This is a genomic window from Rhizobium tibeticum, from assembly GCF_900110205.1.
Classification (GTDB): domain Bacteria; phylum Pseudomonadota; class Alphaproteobacteria; order Rhizobiales; family Rhizobiaceae; genus Rhizobium; species Rhizobium tibeticum.
In genome coordinates this window covers 129,125-152,500 of record NZ_FOCV01000016.1, presented here as the reverse complement: position 1 = coordinate 152,500, position 23,376 = coordinate 129,125, and the positions used below count along the sequence as shown (strand labels likewise).

The following is a 23,376-nucleotide window of genomic DNA, read 5'->3' as shown; positions in this document are numbered from 1 at the left end:
GATCAACGGCGCGATCTCCTCGAGATCATCGAAGACCGCTACGAGCGGCGATCGACGATCGTCACCAGCCAGGTGCCTTTGGATCGCTGGTACGAGATCATCGCAAACCCAACGCTTGCTGACGCCATCCTGGATCGCCTCGTTCACAACGCCTATCGCATCGATCTCACCGGTGAAAGCATGCGAAAACAGCGCTCGCCGATAGCGTTTGAAACACTGCACGCTTGACCTGAAACAAAACGAGATCCAAACATCAAACAGACCCAGGATCAGTCCGAGAAATGGCCGCCTTCAAATCGGAATGCTGGCCGGAATGAAATCGGAATGACTGGCCGGCTTCATCGGAATACGCAAGTAAACGCTCCGACGGTTCCTTTTGCCAATGTACGAACAGACGGGGCTGCTTCTCTGGCACGGTTTCGAGGAAGGGGCTTGCCCGCGTCTTATGCCTTTTGAGCCGTCGATACTTCCGCATCGCCCAGGCGATCAACGTCTGGTTGACGTGCCTGAAGACCGGATACGTCGCCGACGGGTAAAACCTCCCATAATAAGCCACCCAGCCCCGCAGGACGGGATTGAATAGCCGGGAGATGTCCTGCAGGCTCATCTCCGTGCGAGATCCCGAACACCCGCTGGCTTACCAGCGTGCGCACCTCCTGCTCGATGAGCTCCGGCCGGCGCCGATCCACAAAGCAAGCGGCAAAACAATCGACTAGACCAATGGCCCGATCCGTGGACCCCAGCAGCAGCGCGGCGGCGTCGCTCGTCACCGCGCCGCCATCAAATGCCGCCACTACCGATCGTGATTCTACGCGCGCAAACTCAAATGATTTTGCGCTACACTGTGTCTGCATCCGAGAACACCTTTGATTCCGGTAACACTTTGTTGCAAAAACATTATCTCAGATTCAGAGCCCCGGTGCCCCTACCTTTGAAATTTCCGGGCTAGTCTAACCCTTCCGCTACCCCGCCCGCCGTGTCGCGCCGCCGTGCGCACGGACCAGCGACATCAGCATCGGGCCGATCGAGAATTCACCTCTTTCCGCGCGACGGGTCAGATCTCGCAGGTATCCTCCCGCCGAGTTGATGTGGCCGCCGCGTTCGAGGATGCACGCCATGACCGTGGCCGCGTTCTCGGCTCCCATCGTAGCAGACGCTTCCTCATAAGCCGAAGCGCTAACACCCAGCATCCCCCGGACCACGACCGCAGCCGCCATCATGTCGCGCCAATTTGCGATCGATCCGCCAGGCCCGTAGCTCACCATGTCGGGGCAGGCCTGCAGAACTAGCCCGAGCGGGAAGGACTTCATGCCCGCGCCATCACTGCCTGGTCGGCTTTGCGCCTCTGCGGTATTTCGATCGTCATGCTTTTGCTTCTCAGCCGGCGCCCCGGCATAAGGCTCAAGCGTGCGCCCCGAGTTTGCCCCCTGCTTTATTTCTAAAGCTGGTTCAAGTTCAGTAATAGAGTCAGGGTTTGAATTATGTATGTGACGCTCAGTTTGAGCGGGATTGCCGCGCGTATTTTTGGCTTTAAGCAAAGTTTCCAGTCTGTTAGTGATGTCGTCGCGCAGGGTTTGCATCTCTTCAAGTGTCGTTGCGATCCGCTCTGCCGTCGGCGTACGCGGTACACCGTCGACCAACCCCCTGAAATAGCTGAACGCAGCCTCCCAATCGCCCGCCAGGTCTTCCTCCATTGCGGTCTCGATCAGCTTCGCAACGTCGCGGCGGCAAAGGCTGAGCTGCTCGCGCAATCGCTGCACATGTAGCCGTTCGGCCACCACCTCGGCCGCCAGACGCTCGATCTCCTCGGCACGCACGATTAGCGGTGCCAACGAAAAGCCGAATGCCTCTCCGACCTCACCTTCCTTGACCCTGCGGGCGTAGCGTTTGCCGTTTGGACTGTCTTTGCGCACGATCAGTCCGGCTTCGACCAGCACAGCCAGATGTCGGCGGATCGTCTGCTCGGCCATACCGTGCGAGCGCAACGAAAGCTGATCATTCGACGGAAAAACGACGAGGCCGTTTTCTTCTGACAGGACATTCTTCGGATAGAAACTCAGCAATGCATTCAACACCGCAAGCGCGCGGTCCGTCACGCCAAGCAGGGGCTTGGCAGCGCATAGTGCCCTATAGATTTTCCATTTGTCGACCGATTGATCTGCCTGAAGCTCGCTCGCTGCCTTTTGGCTGGCAAGCATGCCAAGCGTCATCGGACGCTGCCCAAAGGGCGTCGTCACGCTTCCTGTTTCCATCACCTTCACCTTGCTGAAGGCAAAAGAAATCCACCCACCAAACTGGTGCCAACTCTTGACAGCGATTCCCGGAAATGCGATTCTCTAGCTGCTAACCTATGAGAAGGGCTTCCGTGACGGCAACGTTCGGGAGCTTTTTTCTTTTGCGGTGTTATCCTTTGCTGCTGCGTTGTGTCGACTGCACGAATTCGCTATGAAGCGCCTCCATGCGAGCATTCAAGAAATCGACGAAACTGGCCGGAACGGCCTTTGTGAAGCTGAGCTTAGGGCCTGTCTTCGCGTAGCTGACTGTCGCTAGAAGAAAGCCATTTGCTCGTATTTCCGTCACGGCAGACTGCGCAGCCGCCGGCGCTGCTTCGGCCTTCAGCGCGCCAAGAGCGATCGCAAAACGATCTTTCTCGGCAGCGGCTTTGTCTTGACCCAGCGATTGCTTGATGCGCGCTGCACCGTCCTGGCGCCTGGCGAAAGCGTCGGCAAAGTCGATCCACCGGCGACGGCCGATTTCCGGCGAGGAGCCAATCGCAAGCAGAACATCCCGAGGGATCGCGGTTGCAATCCGCAGCATCTCCGACACATGCGACTTCCCCGTCGCAAGCGATGCACAGATCACGTCGCGTCGATATCCGGCCTGCTCCTGAGATAGCGCGAATGCGCACTTCTCGATGAACGACAGGTCATTGCGGTTTGCGTTCTCTTCGCCCTGGAAGACGATTGCCTCTTCATCGCTGAGTTCCCGCACGATGGCGCGGAACTTCAGGCCAAGCGCCTTGGCCGCCGCCAATCGCCGCCGCCCGAACACGATCTGGTATGGTAGCCCATTGCCTCTGTGCGGCCTGATCAGGCCAGGTACGATCTGTCCGCGCTCCTTGATGGACGCTGCAATCTCGTCGATGGCGGCATCGTCATAAGCACCATCGAAGCGATCCGGGATCGAGGAGGGCGCCACGTCATCGGGATCCACCTCGACGATATGATCGCCGTCCTTGAGGAGCCGGTCGAGGACCTCGCCTTTTTCCTGGATCTGCCTGACGCCCGCCGCGACCTTGAGAAGGTGCGGAGACGTCGTCGGCTTGGCGACCGGCGCCACGGCCGGTTGCTCAAGTTGACCGAGCACATTGGCGAACATGCCACGAGAATCTTTCCGGCTCATTCGCGCCCCCATGCTGCCCAAAGCAGCTTCTCGATCTCGGCGTTGGCCGCGTTGATCGATTCCATCGCGCGATCATATGTTTTCGGCGCCGAGAAGCGCGAACGCTGAACCTCATAGAGGCTCTGCTTCCAGGTCAAGGCGTCGGCGACGGCGGTTGACTTTGCGACCATGTTCAACAGCAAGTCTTCGCCGAAGACCTGTCGCATCAGGGCGGTCATATTGGCCTGCGGATGATCGTTGGCCTCGAACTTCGTGACGAGAAACTTCGCGAAATCCCACTGCGCCGCGGTCCCCATCTCGCTCAATATCTGCATATAGGACGAGGCCAGCTCGAGGAACTTGCCTGTCGAATCGACATCGAGCATATGGGCTGGAACCGGTATGACAACACCAGTGGCAGCCGTCAGTGACGAGAGGGTAAGGAAGTTCAGCGACGGTGCCGAATCCATCAAGATGACGTCATAGTCACCCGCAACCTGCTCCAGCGCCTGCGAGACCCGCAGCAGGAAGCTGGTGCCGCCGTTCTTTCGCATCTCAAGGGCGACCGCCGTTTCAAACTCCGTCAGGTCGAGACCCGCACAGATGACATCGAAACCGGCAATATGCGTGTTGTGGACCAGCGATTTCGTCGGCTTCGGGTCCGAGAAGCGAATGGCGGCATAAAGCGTTTCGTCTTCACGGGGATCGAAATCAGGAAGCGCGCCATGCAGGCTGGTAAGCGACGCCTGCGGATCGAGATCGACCGCCAACACCCGATAGCCCTTGAGCGCCAAGTAGTGTCCAAGGTGGATGGTCGTGGATGTCTTGCTGGAACCGCCCTTGAAGTTTGTAACCGCAATGATCTGGCATTCTTCACCCTCGACACGACGAGGGTTCATCCACTTCTTGCGCCCCTTCTCGGCCAGCATCAGGCGCAGCTCGAGGATCTGCTCCAAGGTGTACATGCGACGGCCATTTGACGTGGTCTCGGGCGACGGACCCTTGTCCTTCAGAACGATCTGCCTGATATAGGCTTCCGAGACATCGAGGAGAGCTGCGACCTCCGACGAGGAGAATTTGCGCATCTCGCGGCGCGCATCGGGTGGATATTGCGCCATCGAAAGGTTTTGCAGCGCGAGCTCCAATTTGGTGGAAAAGCTCTGCATGAAGTCGAGGCTGCTTAAGTGCCGATTCACGATTCTTTCCTCAGTTCGTTTCAATAGCCTAAGCGCCGACACGATTGATGAACGGTTGATGCAGTCGTTGTTTCGCCCTGTAGCGATAATTCGCTCTTTTTGCGTAGTTACAGAACTAGCTCGATTCGCGAGATTCGGCAAACCCCTCGGGGATGCCTTGTGCGGTCATATGTGCTGTGACCCGCGCATACGAGAACGCGCGCGCGCCCCGTGCTATCATGCCGAGGCGCGCGTCGGTCAAATGCCAGCAGAGTTCAGACGGAACGAGACGCGGCGGTTAGGGCGAAGAGTTGTCCAAGGACACTTCCCTTGCGGCGACACGGGGTATTGCCGGATCAAGAAATGCAAAAGGCCCAGGCGTTCTGCCGCCACTCGAGTTGCGGCAGCTCGTCGCCGACACACCGATACGGTGATCGTCCAAAGGCTGATAGAAGTCGGATTGCGATGGTGGCTATATCAGGAACGGAAATAGCGACGCCGAATGGCCAGTGGGCCAAGGCGTCGCGATCACTATCGATATCTCGGCTGGCGATTCCATGACGTATACCATGCGCCGATAACCAGCGCCGCCGCGAAGCTCCTATCCGAATGCTGCCGCACCGTGGCCTCGCTCTCAGCAACCTCAGGGCTGCTCTACGATCACGGTCACTGGCGGCGCGTCGCTTTCCACCGGCTCGCTTGCGTCGGGATCCGTCACTGACTCCTCTGCCGGAAGTGTATCGCGAATCTGATCGATCTTCCCGACCGCCGGGCCGACGCCCAAGATGTCTTTAGCCTCTTCGAGAGCCTCGTCCGTCACTTCGCCACCCTTGGTAAAGCTCGAAAGCGCGTCGCGCAGCGCTTCGTCGCTAAGAGCCGGGTCAGTAGGAATAGCGTCAGGCCCGTTCTCGGCTTCAAACTCGGCATAGGCCATCACATAGGCCGAAACCGCTGCCATTCGAGGATCGTTGGAGTGGATGTAGGCGTGGTAGTTCCTGTTCAGCGAACTCAGGCTGGCAAAATCGGCTGCAGGGGCTTTTACTTTGGTCGTCGTCGCGACCTTGCTTTTCGATGTCGGTGCGACCTTGCTTTTCGTTGTCGGTGCGGCCTTGCTTTTCGTTGTCGGTGCGGCCTTTTTCTCGTGCGTGAACAACGATTTCAACGTTGGACGATCGCCGCTGCTGTTGCCGTTCTTGCTTCTTCCGTGGGAGCCGGCGGTGTCAGACTTCCCCTGACTGGAACTGCCACCAGCGTGATTTCCGCCGTTGCCGTTGCCGTTGCCGCCCCCATTACCATTTCCGTTGCCACCTCCGGAATTGCCGTTGCCGTTCCCACCCTTCGCGTAGGCGACGCCCGACAAGCCCAATGCTGCGCCACCTACAGGCGCAACCGCAATTGTCAGCGCAATAATGCTGCGTCCAAGTATGGTGGAAATGCTCATATCAACCTCCGGATTTAGTACCGCTTTGCAGTACATTGCTCGTATGACCGGAAAGCATGGCTGCAAGCGGCGGGCTTGAAGCCAGCTTTCCGGCCTGGCGCGGACACGCCGCGTTCCAAATCACATCGACGATAGCCTGCGTCCCGCGCCAGTTCCACAGAGGTCAGACCATTGCTCCTCCGGTTAGGACCTAGGTCTGATCCGTCACAGACCAAAAGTCCAAATTCCAGTTCCTGTGACGCGATATTGTTTGACCCGTTATTGGAACGAGGTAATTCTGCAGTTCGATGAACTGACGTGCCGCCGCAACTCTGGGCGGCCGATCCCGAGACATCTCGTGCGGCCCCATGAACTCATAAAACGATGGAATTCACAATCGCTGGCCAGGCAGTTCCTCCTTACGGGAGGCGCTGTGTCGCTGGTCGCGATGGTGTTGGTCGGCGCATTCGTAAGCAGCCTGATCGAAGACGCGGTGACCCGAAATTCAGGGGCATCGACTGCCCTTTACGTCGACAGCGTGATCGCGCCCCTGCTGCCTGACATGCTCACGGCCCAGGAGCTCGATGACACTGTCTCTCGCGCGCTCGACGAGACGCTCGAGCAGGGCGCGCTTGGAAACCGCTTGATGTCGTTCAGGCTTTGGCGCGCAGACGGCACCGTTCTTTATTCGAACGACAAGAGCATACAAGGCAAGCGCTTCGAATTGAGCGACGACCTCAAGACGGCTTTCTCCGGCAAGATGGTCGCGCAGTTCAATCGCCTGGAAGACAGGGAGGACGAAGCCGAACTGGCGAGTGGCAAGCCTTTGCTTGAGATCTACAATCCCGTTCTGCAACCATGGTCAGGGCAGGTTGTCGCCGTCTCCGAATTCTATGAAATAGCCAACGATTTCCAGCGGAGCCTCAATCAGGCGCGCTTGCACAGCTGGATGGCGGTCGCGGCCTTCACGCTTGCCTTTTTCATCGTGTTGTCGGCCCTCATTTTGAGAGGCAGCAGGACCATCGAAGAGCAGCGGCGAGCACTGAGGCGCCGCGTTGACGAGCTTTCGGCGCTCCTGTCGCAGAACCAGACGTTGCGAGCGCGAGTCCACCGCGCGTCTCAGCGCGCCACAGCGCTTAACGAGAGCCATTTGCGGCGCATTGGCGCCGATCTTCACGACGGGCCGGCACAACTCGTGGCATTTGCCTCGTTGCGCCTGGACAGCAATGCGCTGGTCGATCCGGCCGCACCTGCATCACTGCGCGAGCGCGAAATCGCAGCCATCAAGGCAAGCCTCGACGAGGCCATGAATGAGATCAGGACGATCTGCAACGGGCTTGTGTTGCCGCAGATCGAGGCCGCGAGCCTGGCAGAGATATTGGAGCGCAGCGTGCGTGCGCATGAACAGCGTACCGGATCACGCGTTCACTTGTCGATGGCGGACATGCCCGAGCATCTTTCGCCCTCGGCAAAGATCTGTATATACCGTTTCGTGCAGGAAGGGCTGAATAACAGCTATCGTCACGGCGGCGGTGTAGAACAACGCGTGGTGCAACGCTTGGAGGGTGACCGCATCAGCATTGAGGTTTCAGACGGTGGATCCGGGTTCGATCCCAACGCCGTGGGCCCCACCAGTCTTGGCCTTGCCGGTCTCAGAGAGCGCATTGAAAGCCTTGGCGGCACTTTCCAGCTGCAATCGTCCGCCCAAGGTACCCTTGTCAGCATGTCGCTCAGCAGCGAGGAGATCCAACAGACATGACAGTGCGTATTCGCGTCGCAGTGATCGATGACCACCCGTTGTTCAGGGAAGGGGTAACCCGAAGCCTGTCGGAGATCGACGGATTTGAAATCGTCGCGGAGGGAAGCACGAAGGATGATGCGATAAAGGTGGCGCAGAATCTGCAGCCGGACGTGCTGCTTATGGACATTTCCATGCCTGGCGGCGGATTGAACGCGATCGCTCCGATCCTCGAAACCGAACCATCACAGAAGATTGTCATGCTCACTGTTTCCGAGTCCAGCGACGACGTCACGGCTGCATTGAACAGTGGTGCGAAGGGGTATGTGTTGAAAGGCGTCGGCTCCAGGGCACTTGCAGAAATCATTCGAAGCGTGGCGGCAGGCGAGAGCTATGTCGCCCCGACGTTGTCAGCACGCCTGCTTTCCAGTCGTTCTTCACCTGCTCCGAAGAAATTTTCCCCCATTGCCGCATTGACCACGCGTGAACAACAAGTCCTGCAACTCGTCGCATCCGGCATGAGCAACAAGCATGTTGCCAGGAAGCTCGATCTTCACGAAAAGACGATCAAGCATCACATGACGCAGATCATGGCGAAGCTCGGTGTCGCCAACCGAACGGAAGCGGCAATTGCGCTTCGCGATGCCATCGACGGGCGGAACGATCAATGAATGAAAGATTCGAGGCGCATTTCATCTGCTGAGGTCGCTCGCCGGTTGACGATCGTGCGCCCCCTCGCGTCTCTCATGATATAGCGGCCTTTCCTGATGACTTCGCTCATGCCGTCGCCGTGGCGAACCTCTATTGCCGAGCTGTCCGCATTACCGACATAAGCCCTCGAGCCATTTCCCGTCGTGGTGTCGCTGTTGGAACGGCCACCGCTGTTTCCATTGCCGTTACCACCGCCATTACCATTTCCCCCGCTATTGCCATTGCCGCTGCCGCCGCTATTGCCATTGCCGCCGCCGCCGCTATTGCCATTGCCGCCGCCGCTATTGCCGCTGCCGCCGCCGCTATTGCCGCCGCCGCTATTGCCATTGCCGCTATTGCCATTGCCGCCACCATTGCCGTTGCCGCCCTTGTCGGCCTCAGCGGTCTGGAGCTTGAGCGTCAGCGAAGTGCCAGAGACCACGACCTTGTAGGGCATCGCTACCAGCAACAGACCAAGTGACATACAGCATAGGGCTCCAACGAACCTTCGACGTGCGAGCATCATCATTCCTCTGAATTCCACGGTTCCTTCCCGATCGTGATCTGGGCAATCATCGCTACCCGATTTGTTCGACGCTGGAGTGCACATAGAGAAAACCACCCGGCATAGCATATGGAACTGCCGTGCCACCTTCTTGAATTTGCTCACGTGTCCACCGGACCGTCAATTCGCAATCGCCACTTTCAGACCTTTCCCTGATAGCCGCAGGACGTTCGTCCAGCCAACCTTGGACCAAGGTCCGACGATTTCAGCAAAGTGCTTGCCAAGCAACGTGCTCAGACCGGCACTGAAGTCGAGTATTTCACGCGCTTCAAGGCGAAATGCGACGACGATGTCGCCACGGCGTGGTGTGTCAGTATCCCTTGCATGAGTAGGCGCTCGTAGTCCTCGACGTCGGTGACGGCCACACGCAGTAGATAGTCCCAATCACCAGACATAGAATAGCATTCGAGCACCTCCTCGTGACTTTCGACGAAACGCTCGAAATCGCCTCTGGCGACCGGGTCGTGCGTCTTCATTCGCACCTGGCAAAACACGGTCAGGCCACGACCAACCGCCTCAGGGCGCACGAGCCGGACCGTCGGCCCAAGCATGCCCGCCGCCTCCAACGCCTTGATGCGGCGCCAGCAAGACGCGCTCGACGCCCCGACCCGCTCAGCGAGTGCGGCATGGCTGAGATCCCCCTCGCTTTGGAGTAATCGGAGAATCTTTCGGTCTACATTGTCGATTTCGGGCACTTTCATCGGCATCTCTCATTTCGCGATACGTGCGTTTCTCATGATTTGACGTTTCCGTCGAAACCGCGCAGCCAGCACTGGCTTTGCGCACCATTCTATTCACAGAGTAGCGCGGTTTATCTCATATGAAATGGCGGAATGGGACGGCCAAGCCAGAGAAACTCGTCGCTTGCCCGTCAGGCCGCTCTCGTGCCCTGCTGCCCTCAGTCGCAAGCCGGTACACCGAGCGGACCGATATCAGACCGGCGTCCTGAACAAGGTAAAATAACCCCATGCCGCGATGAACAGTGCAAGAATAGCCGCGGCAATCGCGAGCTTGCGAAGACCTGGTCGAGGCGGCCGCGGGGGCTTCGGGCGCCGGAATTGAATGACATTATCGTTCATCAGCTGTTTCTCCCTCGTGCCGCATCATACGCTGTTTCGGGCGAGCAATAGCAGATGTCAAAAAGAAAAAGACGCTCAACCCTTTCGGGGAGCGTCTTTTTCTGTCCCGGACAGCGAACGCGACATGTCCTTGAGGGCAAGCCAGCAGGCTATCGATACAGGTGATGGGCGCTAGATGGCACCGTTCTTGCCAATTATCAAGTCGGAAGGACGATTTTTATGCAGCACCGGTCGCTCGGCCTGCTTGGCGGTGGGTAGACGGGGCGGGCTGGGGTCGCCTGCCCGATCGCTAATCAGGCACGGACGCAAACAGACGGGATCGGGTCAGGAAGCGCTTCTCTCGGCCGTTGTCGAGCGAGAACATACCGCCACGACCCGGCACGACGTCGATGATCAGTTGCGTATGCTTCCAGGCCTCGAACTGTGTGGCGCTGATATAGACAGGCGCGCCTGCGATCTCCCCGAGCTTCACGTCGTGATCTCCGACAACGAAGTCACCCGCCGGATAGCACATCGGCGACGAACCGTCGCAACAGCCCCCCGATTGATGAAAGAGGATATCGGGATAATCTCGCCTGATCTCCTCAATCAACGCGATCGCGCTGTCTGTCGCTGTGACGCGTGGCTGGCCATTGATCGTTGATTTCATCATCTCTCTCCTGAAAGCGGCTCGCCCTGTCATGAGAGCGAGCCGGCAAACAGATCTCTCAGAAGAAACCGAGGGCCTTCGGGCTATAGCTCACGAGCATGTTCTTCGTCTGCTGATAATGGTCGAGCATCATCTTGTGCGTTTCACGACCGATGCCCGACTGTTTATAGCCGCCAAAAGCGGCATGCGCCGGGTAAGCGTGGTAGCAATTCGTCCATACGCGCCCGGCCTGGATCTCACGGCCGAAGCGGTAGCAACGGTTGGCATCGCGGCTCCAGACGCCGGCGCCGAGGCCGTACAGCGTGTCGTTGGCGATTTCGAGGGCTTCCTTTTCATCCTTGAAGGTGGTTACGGACACAACGGGTCCGAAGATTTCCTCCTGGAAGACGCGCATCTTGTTGTGTCCTTTGAAGATCGTCGGCTTGACGTAATAGCCGCCGGCGAGGTCGCCGCCGAGATCGCTGCGCGAGCCACCGGTCAGCACTTCAGCACCTTCCTGCTTGCCGATGTCGAGATAAGCGAGGATCTTTTCCAACTGTTCGTTGGAAGCCTGGGCACCGATCATCGTCGCCGTATCGAGGGGGTTTCCCTGCTTGATGGCTTCGACGCGCTTGACGGCCTTTTCCATAAAGCGATCGTAGATCGATTCCTGGATGAGCGCGCGGCTGGGACACGTGCAGACTTCGCCCTGGTTCAGCGCGAACATTGCAAAACCTTCCAGCGACCTGTCGAGGAAGTCGTCGTCTTCGGCCATGACGTCGGCAAAGAAGATGTTTGGCGATTTGCCACCGAGCTCGAGGGTGACCGGAATGAGGTTCTGGCTGGCGTATTGCATGATCAGGCGGCCGGTCGTCGTCTCACCGGTAAAGGCGATCTTGGCGATGCGCGGGCTGGAGGCGAGCGGTCTGCCGGCTTCAAGGCCGAAGCCGTTGACAATGTTGAGGACGCCAGGCGGCAGCAGATCACCGACGAGTTCTGCCCAGACGAGAAGCGAGGCCGGCGTTTGCTCGGCGGGCTTGATGACGACGCAGTTGCCCGCAGCGAGCGCCGGAGCGAGCTTCCAGGCAGCCATCAGGATCGGGAAGTTCCAGGGAATGATCTGGCCGACGACACCGAGCGGTTCATGGAAATGATAGGCGACCGTGTCGTGGTCGATCTCGCCAATCGAACCTTCCTGGGCACGAATGCAGGAGCCGAAATATCGGAAGTGGTCGATCGCCAAGGGGATGTCGGCGGCCATCGTCTCGCGTATCGGCTTGCCATTGTCCCATGTTTCGGCTTGCGCCAGGAGTTCAAGCTTATCCTCCATGCGCTGGGCGATCCTCATAAGAATGTTGGCCCGCTCGGAAGCCGAAGTCCGGCCCCATTTCTCTCTGGCAGCGTGGGCAGCGTCGAGTGCGGCATTGATATCCAGTTCACTGGAGCGGGCCACCTCGCACAGCTTGCCGCCAGTAACGGGCGTGGTGTTGTCGAAGTAACGTCCCTCGATCGGCTCGCGCCATTCTCCGCCGATGAAGTTGCCGTATTTCGTCTTGAACGGCGACTCGATGATTTTCTGATGCAGCATGTGATCCTCCCTTGAAAAGGTCCGGGTTCGAGAGCGAACCGGTGAGAGGAAATCTGCGCGCGTTTTGCAGCGGCAGAAAGCTGCCGCCAAGAGTACCGCAGCGCACACTGTCGCAACTCTGCGACAGAGAGGCGCCAACGCAGTCAGTGTAGATTGAGTCGCTTCATCTTCCTATGCAGCGTCGCCCGGCTGATGCCGAGCGCCACGGCAGCTTGTGAAACGTTTCCGCTAGAACGGGAAAGGGCACGCAGCAAGGCTGCCCGTTCTGCCTCGACGAGATCCTCGTCTGCGGAGATACTCTGCTCCTGAAGCGCATCGGCGGCAGGCAGGCCCGCCGCAATGCGGCTGTCGTCTAGCTTTAGGGCCAGACGCGCAGCGCGGGTAGCGCCGAGAACGAGGTCATGCCGGTCGACAGCTAGGAGCGCTGCGGTCGGATTGCTCGCGGCAGGCACCATGAGGAAGCGGGCCCCGGCAAAGGCGCTTCTGAACAGATTGATTTCGATGCGCAGGGCCGCGTCACGGACCATCTGGCCAAGGAACCCGAGCGTGACCTCGTTGACGTCGTCGCGACACGTCGATATGTCGAGTGCGGCCGCCAGCTGGCCGCGGTGGTCGCGGATTGGCGCCGTTGTACAGCTCAGAGTGATGTTCGAGCAGAAGAAATGTTGATCCCGCAGGATCGCGACAGAACGCCCGTCAGCGATGGCCGTGCCAATGCCATTCGTACCGATGCTGGCTTCGGTCCAGACGGAACCTGTCCAGAGGCCCAATTCATGAAAATGCTTGTCATCGCCCGCCACCCCGCGGCGTTCGAGCGCAACGCCATTGCTGTCGGTCAAGATCAGGCAACAGCCGCTCTTGCCCACTGTCGCAGATAGACGATCAAGTTCAGACGAAGCGTCGGCGATGAGATTTTCGGAGGCTTGCCGAGCGCTCCTTAACTCCTCATCGGAAAGGCGAAGTGGCACCCGCATCTGCTCCGGGGCAAGCCTATGCATGGCAATGCATCGCCTCCAGGACGCAACGATCGATGAGTTTGCGACAGCGGAATCCCGTTGAGTGCACGAATAGACGTGGTCCGCATGCGCAGCGAGTTCACGCATTGGCTCCTCCAACCAATTCTACGGCCACCTTGGCGCAAAGCCATGGCTTTGGCAATTCTCGGACGACCGGTCGAGCCATCCGGGACGAGCATTGTGATGAGCCAAGTGTCGCAATATTGCGACACTTGGCTCATCACCCACTCGCTGAGACCCGCGAAGCGCCGTCGAGCTCAATTTGGTGCCCGAGCAGATGCCATCGGTTCTTGCTGCGGGGGGGAAATTGGCGGATAGATTTACCTGTGCGCGTGATTGATCGCGGCTGCGGCAGTTGTATGGGAAGTTGCTTGTGAAAACACCACGGCGCCATTCGATCTCTGGCGTAGCCAGGCAGCGGCTCCGACACGATGATCGTCCCGGAATCAGTCCAATTGACATCGCCGAGCATAATTCCCGCACGACCCTTAGGCTCCTTCGGCGCCGCGGCCCACTGACGCGTCGGGAGCTTTCCAAAGAACTTGGTCTGACCGAACCTGCAATCACCGGAATTGTCCGTCGCCTTGCACTTGCCGGCCTTGTCAGCGAACGCAAGCGCTCGACCACAGGACATTACACTGCGGCGGAGTTTGGCTTGCGCAGCGAAGCCGCCTTTTCTCTCGGCGTGCGGATCGGCAAGCATGATGGCGAAATCATCCTGATGGACTTTGCCGGCGAGATCGTCCGCCAGCAATCTTTCGATACGCATGATGATCTCGTCGCCACGGCCGCCGATTTGCGCCGAACAGCCGGTCTCGGCAAGCTGGTAGGCTGCGGTGTCGCAACCTCGCCCGGCGCCTTCATGGATCGCCATCAGATAAAAAGCGCCCTGGCGAGACAGAGCGAAGAACCCGTTTTCCTGGATGACACGGAGGCCGCGATCGAAGCCGAGCGCGCGCTGGGGACTGGCGACCGGGAAGGCGGGCTGGTCATGATCCTCATCGATTGCTCGGTGCGTGCCGGTCTTCTGATTGGGGGCAGGGTATTCCGAGGCATCCATGGCCGCGCCGGACAGATCGGCGAAATGCGCTCAGGCGTCGACGGGGCAAGTCTCGACGAGGTGGCAACGCTCAAATCCCTGGAACGCTGTCTCGCTTCAGGCCCGGCCGACAGGGATCGTTGGGTCGCGACCGCGGCCCGTCATCTGCATGAGGCAGTGCTCGCTGTTTCGGGCTTTATAGCCCCCGGTGCCATCCTCATCGGCGGCTCCTTGCCCGAGGACGTCCTGGATGCCGTGGTCGAGCGCATGTCGCGGGAGCGTGACGACAAGATCCGCGACCTTGTCATTGCACCCTGGATTCAACAGGTCAGGCGCGCGACGCTTCCCTGGGCGGGTGTCACTGCCGGCGCCGCCTTGCGACCACTGGACGCAATGACATTGCCGGACACGCGAGAATAACACCAGACAACTGACGCAGTCGCTACGCAGGCACCAAGTCCAGCGCCTGCAAAGGATGTCCCCCAAGCGGATTGCGAAGCCGCTGCTCCGGTTCCGCGGACGGAAGCCCGAGTCGGTGGGCAAGGGGAATTGCGGCCGCGCCAAGTGCTGCGGCGTCCTCTGATCCTGCCGCCCGGTGTAGGGAGGGGGCCTGGGCACCGAGACGGGCAATTTCCTCATGCACATAAAGGAGAAGTTCGTCGATCAGGCGAACAGGAAAGCGGCCACCAATAAGCACCCCTTCGGGGTCGACGATCATGCCTATGTTGACCACCGCCTGCGCTATCTTGATGCTGACCTTGCGCAACCATGCACTGACAAGATTGCGGCCCGTCTCGTCGAGCTCCAGAAGGTCGGATGGCGTCGTCGCCGTGACGCCTTTTTGCTGCAAATAGTCGAGCAGGATGAAGAGCGAGAACATCTCGCCGAGCGGTTGGGTGCTGCCGGCAAAGGGACCCTCATCAAAAACAACAGGCAGCCAGCCGATCTCGCCGCCGATACCACTTGCCCCCTTATGCCGGACGCCGTCGATCACCAAGCTGCCGCCGAGGCAAGCATTTGCGAGAATGTAGAAGAAGCTGTCGATCTCGGTGCCAAGACCATACTCGATCTCACCGAGCGCGGCGGCATTGGCATCGTTGTCGATAAAGACCGGATGATCGGAGAGAGCCTCCAAAGCGCCGCGAACGTCATAGCCATTCCAACGACGGTACTCTGGCGGGAAGCCAATCACCGGCACCTCGCCGAGCCAATCGGGAATGGCAAGGCCGATACCTGCGAGCCGGCTTTCCTGAATGATCTTGCGACGACGAAACGACGAGAGCGCGTCGCTCATGAGCGCGACAAAATCGTCCGGCAACAGAAAGCGTCGCTCATGGTGGATGCGCCCACGGACAGTGCCGACGGCGTCGACAGCAACGATCGTCAGGTGATCTCGATCGACATTCGCGCCGATCGAGAAGACGCCTTCTGGATCGATCTCCAATTCGATGGCAGGCTGCCCTCTCAAGCCGTGTCGACGCCGTGCCTCCATGATGAGGCCATCGTCGAGCAGGCGCTCGACAATGCGCGTCACTGCCTGTTTGGTGAGCCTCGATTGCGCGGCAAGTTCAGTGCGCGAAATCGGACCCCCGCGGTGGATCGCGGAAAGGATCATGGCCCGGTTCGCGGCCGCCGCCTGCTCCGTGTTCGAGCCCGACACCAACACGTTCCGCCTCCCTCCGCACACCCAAGCTTGCGCAAGACTATGTGATCGGATCCAATTGGAAAAGGGACCAATGCCAGCCCCTTTGCGCCATTCCGCTATTCAAGCTCTTGCAATTCGCCAGCTCTTGACCTCGAAGGGCATCAACCCTGTCGTCGGCGTGTCGGCCATCGGTTCTTCCAGGATGCTGACGGTTCCTTGGTTGCGCCAATTGGATGGGAGCTTTAGATCGAATGCTCCGCGGCGACCGGCCGGTTCGTAGACGCGCACGATCAGTCCGTCGCCGTCTTCCACAGGTTTTATAGCCGAGAGCGCCGCATCGATCCCCGTCACCCCAAGTGGTTGCCAGTTGCCGATCGCGCGTCCTGTCACGGGTAGTGCCAAGAGTGGCTGGTTCAGGTCTTCGGCTTCCTCCCGGACGCCACCGTCGTACCAGGTGCCGTCGTGCGGCATAAGCGCATAGGTGAACGCTTGCACCCCCTCATCGGCAAGCGGATCGGGATAGATCGGCGAACGAAGGAGCGAAACACCAAGGACATTGCCACGAATGCTATGTCCATACTTGGCGTCGTTGAGTATGGCCACGCCGAAGCCCGGTTCCGAAAGATCGGCAAACCGGTGCGCCGGTGCTTCGAACATCGCCTGGTCCCACGAGGTATTGGAGTGCGTTGGCCGCTCGACCACGCCATAGGCGCATTCGCAGGTTGCGCGCGCGTTGCGGACGGCCACCCCCGTCTGCGTACGCAGGAAGGCACGACGGTCATGCCAATCGAGCTCGGTTTCGATATCGAGCCGCCGTGCGTTGGCGCCAAGCGACAGCACTTGCGTGATGCGCGAATGCCGCCACGTCCTGACAATCTTGATCGCCACGCGGTTCGGTCCGTTGTCGATCACCTGGAGGCTGTCGAGTGTGGTGATCTCTTCGCCGCGCGCGGCGTAATCCTCCTCGACATCCCACGCATCCCAATTGCGAGGTTTGTCTGCCGGATAGACGAACAGACGGTTGCCACCGTCCTGCAAGGCTTCGCGGCCCGTCGGCTTGTGAACAATGCTCGCGATCGAGCCATTCTTGGCCAAGGTGACCTTAAGGACAGCATTTTCGAGATGCTCGCGGCTGACGGAAAGCCCAGGCGCAGGCTGGAGCGCTTCCGCACCGAAAACGGCGATGGTGAGCGGCGCGATCACTGTTTCGGAGGAGACAATGGTTCCGTCGTGAAGCGTTAGCCGCACCGGCCGCGCTGACAGGGATGGATTGACAACGAGCAGGTTGTTTCCGGTGCCCGCCGGCAACTGCTTGGCGATTGCCTCCATCGCCTTCGCCTGGGCTGCCTTGCCCTTGGCGACAACCGTTTCGAGTTCGTTGGCGGCATCGACGTAGACCTCCGCGATCGACGAACCCGGCAGAATATCGTGGAACTCGTTCTTCAGGACGACGCGCCACTCGGGCTCCATCGATTTGGGCTGGTCGGCACCCAACAGGTGGGCCAGTCCAAACAAGGTCTCGGCGGTACTGAGACTGCGCTCCGCCTTGCGGTGCAGTCGCTTTACCACGCTCTGGCTGGTCAAGGTCGCGCGATGCAGCTCGAGATATATCTCTCCGCGCCAGGTTGCCAAGTCCTTCTTGGTCGCGCTTTCATGCGCGCCTTTGAAGAAGTCGTCGACCTTTGTCCACCGCGCCTTCGGCAGGGTGGGAAATGCCCGCAGCTGCTCCTCGCGCACGATCATCTCGGGTGTGACGCCGCCGCCGCCATCGCCGTAACCGACCGCAAGCAGGGTGGTGTCGTGCTTGTCCTTGTCCTTGAAATTCCGCCAGGTCGGAACAAAGCAATCTGGTCGTACGAAGCCATTATAGCCATGCATCGGATTGTCGAACGTATGGGCAAGAACCCGACTCCCATCAAGGCCCTCCCACCAGAAGAGATCGGAAGGGAACTTGTTGGTTTCCGACCAGTTGACCTTGATCGTGAAGAAGCTGTTCATGCCGCCCTGGCGCAACAGCTGCGGCAGGGCGCCGGAAAAGCCGAAGCAGTCAGGCAACCAGCAAACGCTGTGGCGAACGCCGAATGTCTTCTCGAAATAGCGCTGTCCATAGAGAATCTGCCGGCTGAGGCTTTCGCCGGTCGGCATGTTCGTATCGGGCTCCACCCACATGCCGCCCACTGTCTCCCACTTGCCTTGTTTGGCGCGCTCGATAATCCGCTCCAAAAGTGCCGGATCGTCCTCTGCGATCTGCGCGTAGTAATGCGCGGTCGATTGGTTGAAACGAAAATCGGATGACTGCTCCATTAGGGAAAGCGCGGTATGGAATGTTCGGCGCATCTTTCGCCGCGTTTCGCCATAGGGCCAGAGCCAGGCAAGATCGATATGCGCATGTCCCGTCAGCGCGATCTCGCCCTGTGGCGGGAACCGTTCACGCAGTTGCATCAGCTGTGCAAGCAGCGTCTCATAGGCGGATACCACGCTGGCGCGCTCAGCCTGATTGAGCCCTTCCGGTGCCGCCTCCAATGGCGGCAGCTGCCAGATCTTCTGCTGCATTGGGGAAGGCGCCGTGCGGGCAACATAGGCAGCGGTTGCCGACGGCCATTCCAGGCCGCGCATCGCCTCCTCGGCGACATCAAGCAGATGCGGAACAACGTCGTGCTGGTCGAGAATATCGACAGCCTCGCAGATCTGGCGCAGAAGCAGCCAGAGATTGTCAACCGCCCTATCCAGCCAGATCAGCGCCGCGCGCTCCAGTTTCGGAGCGCGTACCGGCTCGCCGAACGGCAGGCGTGCCACCGTCTCCGATCGAATTTGGATGTCGCGGGAGGGGAGGAGAAATTCGCGGTGATAGGGATCGAGACCAAGCCTCTTTTCATTGCCCGCCTCATCGGTGATCGTGATCAGGCTTTCCCCGCCAAGGTCGAGCAAAAGGCGGGCATCTTCCAGCGGCCAATGCCGGGGCAGTCTGGCACGCGCGGCAAAATGAACGGTACCGTCGCTGCGCGGCCAGGGCGCCCCGATGGCAATTGGCTCTGCGCCAAAGGTCCAGCCATCCACCTGGACCGTTTCGCGCGAGCGCCAGTATTCGAGTTCCGCAGCACGGACGCGGATACGTTCAAGACGTTGGAGCAGCGTAAGCGTCATAATGATAATCCTGCGATTTGAAACAAAGATCAGCCCTTGACGGCACCTGCCGTCATTGCGCCGAGGATGAGCCGTTGGAGAGAAAGAAAGGCAACGATCGCGGGAACGACCGATACGAGGCAGGCGGCCGCCAGAAGCTGAATGGAGGAATCATTCTGCGTCCCGGCATATTGAAAGATCCCGACACCAATCGGCATCAGGGATTCCTTGCTGATCAGAAGGAACGGTACGAGGAACTGCGACCAACCCGCGATCACAGTGATGATGAAGGCCGATGCGATACCGGGTGTCGATAGGGGCAGGATGATGCGCCAGAAGACCGCGAAATGGCTGCATCCGTCGATCAGCGCCGCCTCGTCGAGGCTGCGCGGGATGCCGTCGATGAAACCCTTCAGGATCCAGGTCACCATCGGCACGGCAAGCGCGATATAGACCATGGTTGCGCCGAAGTGGTTGTCCGTCAAACCGATTGCGGCCATGTAGCGATAGAGCGGTACCATGATGACGAGTGGCGAGATCATCTGGAAGGCGAGCAGGATCATCATCCATGGGCCTTTCCCACGGAACGGGAAGCGCGAAAACGCATAAGCAGCCGGCAACGCCACGACAAGGCAACCAATGGCACTTGATGTCGACAGGATCAAAGCGTTCCAGAGATATCCAGCAAACTTGTCGGAAGACAAAATGGTCGTAAAGTTATCCAGCGTCGGGGCTTTCGGAATGAACCGGCTGACGCCCAAAAACACCTCCTTTCGCGTCCTGAGCGCGAGCGACAGCAGCCATAGCAGCGGCCAGGCGAAAAACAGGAAGGTGACGGCCAGAAACACGTAGCTGAAGAGATCGCCCAGCCGATCCTGACGTGAGGTTCTCATACCGGCTCTCCCCGTGGCAGGAAACGCGCATAGACAAGCGCAAGGCCAAGGCTGATTAACAGCATTAGGATAGACAACACAGCGCCGGCCGCGAGATCATAATTGCGGAACACGACATTGAATGTGTAGAGCGAAAGCACCTCGGTTGCCCGTCCAGGTCCGCCGCCGGTCAGCGAGATGATGGCGTCGAACGTATTCAGCGTCTGGATGGTGATAAGGATCATGTTGACCAGGATCGCAGTGCGTAGCTGCGGCAAGGTGATATAGATCATGCGTTGGCGGGCATTGGCGCCATCGATCTCGGCCGCCTCGTAAAGTTCGGGATCGATCGCTTTAATGGCCGCATACATGACGACCATCGAAAAGGCTGTGCCGCGCCAGACGTTGGAAATGACGACGGACCACATGACCATATCGGGATCGGAAAGCCACTGTACCGGCGCAGCCCCCACCATCCGCAGCAGACTGTTCAGCCCGCCAAACGGCGCTTCGTTGAACAGCATCTTCCAGATGATGCCGCCGGCGATGCCGGGAACGACCCATGCGACAAGCGCCGTTGTTCGCACGATGGTGGATCCAAACAGACCACGATCCTCGCTGCGCACAACCACCTGAGCGATGAAGAAGCCGAGCACCTGTTGCGCGACGACGCTTGACGCCGTGAATACGAAGGTCACCCAAAGGATCTGGACGAGCTCGGGCCTCGACAGCGTGTGGATGATGGTTTGCAGCGTGTATTGCTCATCAGCGCCGACGAGCGAAACATTGGTGAATGCAAAACGGAACACGTCGATCAGAGGATAGAGGTAGAAGATGCCGAGCACGAGAATGAGCGGAACGAGCCAGGGCAGGGGCGATGGATTGCGCCGGCGCGGTATACCTATTCCGAACCGTTGGGGACGCTCGGCCGCAACGCTAGCATTCATCATCGGTCAGTCCGGTCCATTGTCCAAGAAGGATGACGTCCAGTCGTGACCGGTGGCGCAGATGAGGGGCTCTGCGCCACCGATCGCTCGCTCAGCTTCGCTTGAAGGCGCTGAGCGAAGCGCTGAAAGCCTCGTCCACTGCGGCTTCCGTCGCCTGTGTGCCTGTCAACACCTTTCCCATCATGATCTGGATCTGGTTCGAGATCTCCGGATAGACCGGCGCCCCGGGTCTTGCCTGGCCAACCTTGAGGGCGGCAGCAAATGTCTTGTTTGCCTCGCTCGAAAAGACCTCGTACTTGTCGTAGAGGTCAGCGCGTGTGGGCAGTTGCTCCTGCAGCGCGTTGGCCGGGCCCATATAGACCTCGCGGGCAAGGTCAGCGCAGACCTTGATCTTGGCCGGGTCTTTGCTGAACGCGGCGACGGTCCAGCCGCCCGTACCGGTCGAGCGCAGATCCGCCGTCGGTCCGGGAAGCGGAGAGAAACTCCACTTCGCGAATTCTTCCGGATCGAGGGCCGTCTTCAGCTGGGCATATTGCCAGTTGCCACCGACGAAGAGTGCCGTCGTGCCCGCCGCCGCGGCAGCATTGAAGTCGTCGTAGCTGCCAAGCGTCGCGACGCGCTTTGGCGCCGCCCCGGACTCAACCAGGCCGCGATAGTAGTTGACGGCCTTGATGAACTTCTCGCGGTTTTCGCCTTCGCCGAAGATTGGCTTACCCTGGTCATCGACCAGCTTGCCGCCCTGTGCCCAGAAATTCGCCAGCCAGTCAAAGGTCGTTCCTTCGTAGCGGCTACCATTGAACAGAATGCCTTCCATGCCCTGTTCGACAGATGACAATGCCGCCTTCTTCAGCTCATCCCATGTCTGGGGAGCATCCGGAACGATTTCCTTATTGCGATAGAGGACACGCAGATCCGTCGACCACCACCACGCATAGATGTTGCCATCGGCGCCAGTTATGCCATCACGGATAAATGGAAACAGTTGAGCAATCTCATCCTTGCTGAAGTAGGGCGAGAAGGATTGAAGGACGCCGGCCTTCTTAAACAGCGGCAGCACGAAGGAGTCGACCGCTGCGCAGTCCGGAGCCTGACCCGACTTCGCCTGCTCGAGCATGCGCGCTTGCTCCTGCCCGATGTCGCCGGACATCATCTGCAGCTCGATTTGCCAATCGGGACGCTTGGCAATGAAGTCGTTGAACAGTTTGCTATAGCCTTGCGCATAAGCCGGTTCGTTGTTGCGCGGGCCATCCGTGGTCATGCGGAAAACCATCTTATTTGGCGCATCGGGTTTGCCGACGATGTCACCTGTGATGGTGTCTTGGGCCATACTGAGCTGCGGCAGCGTGAACATCGTGCTGGCAGCAAGTGCAAGCGTGATTGCCTTGTTCCTCACCCTATTTCCTCCCTGGTCAGGATCCGGTCCGAGCCCATTGCCTCCACACATCGAGCATCCAGATCCGACGATTAGATTAAGTCACTTTCGTTTGGTGTCAAGGAGAGGCCGCCGACATCGTTCCGCGCAGCACGCCGTCGAGTTCAACGTTGGCGTGCAGATGCGAATACACGAAGCAAAAAACCCCGTCGTTTCAGCGTCGGCCTTCGCGCAAAGCGCGTGTCACGATGAAGTCACAACACGGCCCGTCAGGCCTGTGCTTTAACGTCGTGGGGTAGAATGAACAGGAAGGCGCCACAAAGCGTGTCATGCGCAACGGTGGCGACAGTGAATAGATGCCGATCATTTATCGACGCATGACCCGGGACGAGGCGCTCCAGAGCGCCGATATCATCGTTCAGGCCTACGCCAAGCCGCCCTGGCACGAAGAATGGTCCATCCAGAACGCAATCTTTCGCATAGACGAACTGACAACGACGCCGATGTGCATGGCTGTCGCGGCATCCGACGCAGAGCGGCCGATAGGCTTCGCCTTCGGCCTCCCGCACACATCTGTGATGGGTCGCGGGATTCACGTTGCGGAAATAGCGATAAGGCCGCAGCACCAGCGCTGCGGAATCGGGTCCCGGCTATTGAATCGATTAGAGGAGGAAGCGCGCATCATGGGTTATGTGCACGTGTGGCTCGTCTCTCGCAGCACCGGCGGCGTTGCGGAGTACTACAAGAGCAATGACTATCAGCAGTCCGAGAAGCTCTGTGTCTATTCGAAAAAACTGACATAGGCCGGCGCACGCCACGCCGGCCCCGGCCCGTGCGGGTCATGTCAGTTCAAGGACGACGTCCTGTTTGAAAACAACACATCCGCCAATCCCTCATGCGGACCGTCGCCAATTTCACGCAGAACCTCGTTGAGCGCCAGGCCGAGACAGTGCATTGCGCCCACCAGATCAACATCTTCGGCCGCATATTTTGCGTAAGCGATCATGCGCGCCAGGGCGACGAGTTCATCCAACTCGTCTGAAGATCGCTCACTGCTAGCCAGGTCGATCTGTCTGTCTGTCGATGCTGCGCTCATCT

General features: G+C 59.3%; 21 protein-coding genes and 1 pseudogene. 5 read left to right on the top strand and 17 right to left on the bottom strand.

What is annotated here, in order from left to right; all coding sequences use genetic code 11:
• The coding region (locus BSG20_RS18815) for an ATP-binding protein (RefSeq protein ID WP_177309857.1) at nucleotides 1-228 on the top strand (228 nt) is incomplete at its 5' end.
• A gap of 25 nt (nucleotides 229-253) precedes the next feature.
• Here BSG20_RS18815 and BSG20_RS38875 read toward each other — a convergent pair.
• The 6 genes and pseudogenes from BSG20_RS38875 to BSG20_RS18790 all read right to left on the bottom strand — a co-directional run bounded on the left by BSG20_RS38875 (nucleotide 254) and on the right by BSG20_RS18790 (nucleotide 5,916).
• The gene (locus BSG20_RS38875; protein WP_072377785.1) at nucleotides 254-607 is read right to left on the bottom strand and encodes a group II intron maturase-specific domain-containing protein; all 354 of its coding nucleotides are present in this window, start codon (nucleotides 605-607) and stop codon (nucleotides 254-256) included.
• 1 nt (nucleotide 608) lies between these two features.
• Nucleotides 609-854, bottom strand: a pseudogene (locus BSG20_RS38870) (transposase); the annotation flags it as partial.
• A gap of 108 nt (nucleotides 855-962) precedes the next feature.
• Nucleotides 963-2,252 (bottom strand): plasmid replication protein RepC, encoded by a 1,290-nt coding sequence (gene repC, locus BSG20_RS18805; protein ID WP_072377781.1) that lies wholly within the window; start codon nucleotides 2,250-2,252, stop codon nucleotides 963-965.
• 151 nt (nucleotides 2,253-2,403) lie between these two features.
• The gene (repB, locus tag BSG20_RS18800) at nucleotides 2,404-3,402 is read right to left on the bottom strand and encodes a plasmid partitioning protein RepB (RefSeq protein WP_072377779.1); all 999 of its coding nucleotides are present in this window, start codon (nucleotides 3,400-3,402) and stop codon (nucleotides 2,404-2,406) included.
• Nucleotides 3,399-4,577 carry a plasmid partitioning protein RepA gene (gene repA / locus BSG20_RS18795; protein ID WP_072377777.1) on the bottom strand — a complete coding sequence of 393 codons (1,179 nt, stop codon included), beginning with the start codon at nucleotides 4,575-4,577 and terminating at the stop codon, nucleotides 3,399-3,401. Before repA ends, repB begins: the two co-directional genes overlap by 4 nt.
• A 622-nt stretch (nucleotides 4,578-5,199) precedes the next feature.
• Entirely contained in the window at nucleotides 5,200-5,916 is a 717-nt protein-coding gene (locus BSG20_RS18790; protein ID WP_143147503.1) for a hypothetical protein, read from the bottom strand.
• Nucleotides 5,917-6,409: 493 nt separating this feature from the next.
• On the opposite strand from BSG20_RS18790, the gene BSG20_RS18785 reads away from it, so the two are divergent.
• Together BSG20_RS18785 and BSG20_RS18780 are read left to right on the top strand one after the other, a co-directional pair.
• A complete protein-coding gene (locus BSG20_RS18785) occupies nucleotides 6,410-7,735 on the top strand; it encodes a sensor histidine kinase (RefSeq protein ID WP_244541367.1) in 1,326 nt (441 codons plus the stop codon).
• Nucleotides 7,732-8,385: a response regulator gene (locus BSG20_RS18780; RefSeq protein WP_072377773.1), complete on the top strand. Its 654-nt coding sequence runs from the start codon at nucleotides 7,732-7,734 to the stop codon at nucleotides 8,383-8,385. Before BSG20_RS18785 ends, BSG20_RS18780 begins: the two co-directional genes overlap by 4 nt.
• On the opposite strand, the gene BSG20_RS18775 is transcribed toward BSG20_RS18780, so the two are convergent.
• From BSG20_RS18775 to BSG20_RS18750, 5 genes are all read right to left on the bottom strand, one after another.
• A complete protein-coding gene (locus tag BSG20_RS18775; protein WP_167371579.1) occupies nucleotides 8,379-8,888 on the bottom strand; it encodes a hypothetical protein in 510 nt (169 codons plus the stop codon). The two genes, BSG20_RS18780 and BSG20_RS18775, sit on opposite strands and share 7 nt — an antisense overlap.
• Before the next feature lie 314 nt (nucleotides 8,889-9,202).
• Complete coding sequence (locus BSG20_RS18770; protein ID WP_024315224.1) at nucleotides 9,203-9,670, bottom strand: Lrp/AsnC family transcriptional regulator; 468 nt, start codon at nucleotides 9,668-9,670, stop codon at nucleotides 9,203-9,205.
• 667 nt (nucleotides 9,671-10,337) lie between these two features.
• Nucleotides 10,338-10,697, bottom strand: coding sequence for a DUF779 domain-containing protein (locus BSG20_RS18760; RefSeq protein WP_072377771.1), 360 nt, complete (start codon nucleotides 10,695-10,697; stop codon nucleotides 10,338-10,340).
• Nucleotides 10,698-10,755: 58 nt separating this feature from the next.
• On the bottom strand, nucleotides 10,756-12,264 hold the full coding sequence (adh, locus tag BSG20_RS18755) for an aldehyde dehydrogenase (protein ID WP_072377769.1): 1,509 nt from the start codon (nucleotides 12,262-12,264) through the stop codon (nucleotides 10,756-10,758).
• A gap of 143 nt (nucleotides 12,265-12,407) precedes the next feature.
• Entirely contained in the window at nucleotides 12,408-13,367 is a 960-nt protein-coding gene (locus BSG20_RS18750; protein WP_072377767.1) for a helix-turn-helix domain-containing protein, read from the bottom strand.
• 286 nt (nucleotides 13,368-13,653) lie between these two features.
• On the opposite strand from BSG20_RS18750, the gene BSG20_RS18745 reads away from it, so the two are divergent.
• A complete protein-coding gene (locus BSG20_RS18745) occupies nucleotides 13,654-14,739 on the top strand; it encodes an ROK family transcriptional regulator (RefSeq protein WP_072377765.1) in 1,086 nt (361 codons plus the stop codon).
• A gap of 22 nt (nucleotides 14,740-14,761) precedes the next feature.
• Here BSG20_RS18745 and BSG20_RS18740 read toward each other — a convergent pair whose 3' ends face one another.
• The 5 genes from BSG20_RS18740 to BSG20_RS18720 form a co-directional block, all read right to left on the bottom strand.
• A complete protein-coding gene (locus BSG20_RS18740) occupies nucleotides 14,762-15,985 on the bottom strand; it encodes an ROK family transcriptional regulator (RefSeq protein WP_083539950.1) in 1,224 nt (407 codons plus the stop codon).
• Between the two features lie 99 nt (nucleotides 15,986-16,084).
• A complete protein-coding gene (locus BSG20_RS18735) occupies nucleotides 16,085-19,108 on the bottom strand; it encodes an alpha-mannosidase (protein WP_072377761.1) in 3,024 nt (1,007 codons plus the stop codon).
• 29 nt (nucleotides 19,109-19,137) lie between these two features.
• Entirely contained in the window at nucleotides 19,138-19,980 is an 843-nt protein-coding gene (locus tag BSG20_RS18730; protein ID WP_072377759.1) for a carbohydrate ABC transporter permease, read from the bottom strand.
• Complete coding sequence (locus tag BSG20_RS18725) at nucleotides 19,977-20,909, bottom strand: carbohydrate ABC transporter permease (protein ID WP_072377757.1); 933 nt, start codon at nucleotides 20,907-20,909, stop codon at nucleotides 19,977-19,979. Before BSG20_RS18725 ends, BSG20_RS18730 begins: the two co-directional genes overlap by 4 nt.
• An 88-nt stretch (nucleotides 20,910-20,997) precedes the next feature.
• A complete protein-coding gene (locus BSG20_RS18720) occupies nucleotides 20,998-22,257 on the bottom strand; it encodes an extracellular solute-binding protein (protein ID WP_072377811.1) in 1,260 nt (419 codons plus the stop codon).
• A 377-nt stretch (nucleotides 22,258-22,634) separates the two neighbouring features.
• Here BSG20_RS18720 and BSG20_RS18715 point away from each other — a divergent pair, with 377 nt between their 5' ends.
• Nucleotides 22,635-23,081: a GNAT family N-acetyltransferase gene (locus tag BSG20_RS18715; RefSeq protein ID WP_072377755.1), complete on the top strand. Its 447-nt coding sequence runs from the start codon at nucleotides 22,635-22,637 to the stop codon at nucleotides 23,079-23,081.
• Nucleotides 23,082-23,122: 41 nt separating this feature from the next.
• Here the strand turns inward: BSG20_RS18715 and BSG20_RS18710 are convergent, their stop codons facing one another.
• Nucleotides 23,123-23,374 (bottom strand): hypothetical protein, encoded by a 252-nt coding sequence (locus BSG20_RS18710; RefSeq protein WP_072377753.1) that lies wholly within the window; start codon nucleotides 23,372-23,374, stop codon nucleotides 23,123-23,125.
• Nucleotides 23,375-23,376: the final 2 nt, after the last annotated feature.